At 38.0% G+C, this 1,476-nt stretch carries 2 protein-coding genes; both read left to right on the forward strand.

What is annotated here, in order from left to right; all coding sequences use genetic code 11:
• The first annotated feature begins 147 nt into the window (after positions 1-147).
• Positions 148-429: a YcgL domain-containing protein gene (locus GQR46_RS19570; RefSeq protein ID WP_007583270.1), complete on the forward strand. Its 282-nt coding sequence runs from the start codon at positions 148-150 to the stop codon at positions 427-429.
• Complete coding sequence (locus GQR46_RS19575) at positions 422-1,438, forward strand: lytic murein transglycosylase (protein ID WP_007583269.1); 1,017 nt, start codon at positions 422-424, stop codon at positions 1,436-1,438. The genes GQR46_RS19570 and GQR46_RS19575 overlap by 8 nt, the downstream gene beginning before the upstream one ends.
• The last annotated feature ends 38 nt before the right edge of the window (positions 1,439-1,476 follow it).

Genomic DNA, 1,476 nt, shown 5'->3' on the forward strand with positions numbered 1-1,476 from the left:
AATTGAATTGTCTGATTAGAAATTAATTTTAGATAAACGTAGGCTGAATAGGGCCTTTATTGAAATTTCTAATCTAATTTTTCTAACTTATTATTACTCTCATGTTATAGTGTGCGGCATTGTTAAGCAAGAATTTATAGGGTCATAATGCTCACTGCAGTATATAAAAGTAAGAAAAAAGCGGATACGTTCTTATTTGTTGAAAAAAGAGATGATTTTGACAAAGTTCCGGAACCTTTAATGGCTATGTTTGGTCAACCTCTTTATGTGATGATCATCAACTTAGCAAAACGTGAGCATTTAGGTGGGTCTGATTTAGAAGCTGTAAAAGGTGCACTAAGTGATCAGGGTTATTATTTACAACTTCCTCCACCGGAACAAAATTTGCTAAGTCAGTTACGAAAAGAAAATGGAGTTGATAGTGATTAAAAAACTTATCGTTATATTATGTGGTGTATGTTTAAGCTCATCTGTGATGGCAAAAACACAGGCCGAATTTCAAGATTATTTAGCAAATTTAAAGCAAGAAGCCATCTCAAAAGGCTATGAAGCAAAACTTATTGATGATGCTTTTGCAACAGCAACATATAAAGAAAAAGTGGTTTCGGCTGATAAAAACCAGCCAGAAGTAAAAGAAACCCTTGAAACGTATTTACCAAAACGCGTACCACAGTGGAAAATAGACCGCGCACGCAAGCTTTATGCAGAAAACAAAGATGTACTTGAAAAAGTAGCGAAAGAGTTTGGCGTACAAGCACGCTTTATAGTGGCATTGTGGGGACTTGAAAGTAACTTTGGCGCTATTCAAGGTGGCCATAATGTTATTTCGTCACTTGTTACACTTGCTTTTGATGGACGCCGAGAAGCGCTTTATAAACGCCAACTTTGGGCTGCACTCGACATTTTAAAATCGGGCCATATCACGCTTGATAAATTTAAAGGCTCATGGGCAGGCGCAATGGGGCAAACGCAATTTATGCCAACTTCATTTAATGCTTACGCGGTTGATTACAATAATGATGGCCGTAAAGATATTTGGACCACAAAGGAAGATGCTTTTGCTTCAATTGCTAACTACTTAAAGCAAGAAGGCTGGAACGACTCTCTTACGTGGGGTCGCCAAGTACAGTTACCTGAAAACTTTGATAGTAAATACGTTTTAGTGCGTGGTACAAAAACGCGCAAGCAGTGGTTAGAATACTGGAATGATTCTGAGCGCTCATTAGCTGATTGGCAAGCACTGGGTGTTCGTAAAGCTGATGGCTCTGATTTACCTAATGTGGACGTACGTGCTGCGCTGGTTATGCCTGATGATATAAATGGCCGTATGTACTTAGCGTACGATAACTACAAAGTGTTTATGCATTGGAATCGCTCGTATTACTTTGCTACTAGCGTAGGTTACTTGTCGGATAGAATTGGTTATCCAAAAATCTAATTATTAAAATATACATATAAATAAAGCCGCAATTGCGG

The organism is Pseudoalteromonas sp. Z1A6 (assembly GCF_011378745.1).
Lineage (GTDB): Bacteria > Pseudomonadota > Gammaproteobacteria > Enterobacterales > Alteromonadaceae > Pseudoalteromonas > Pseudoalteromonas arctica.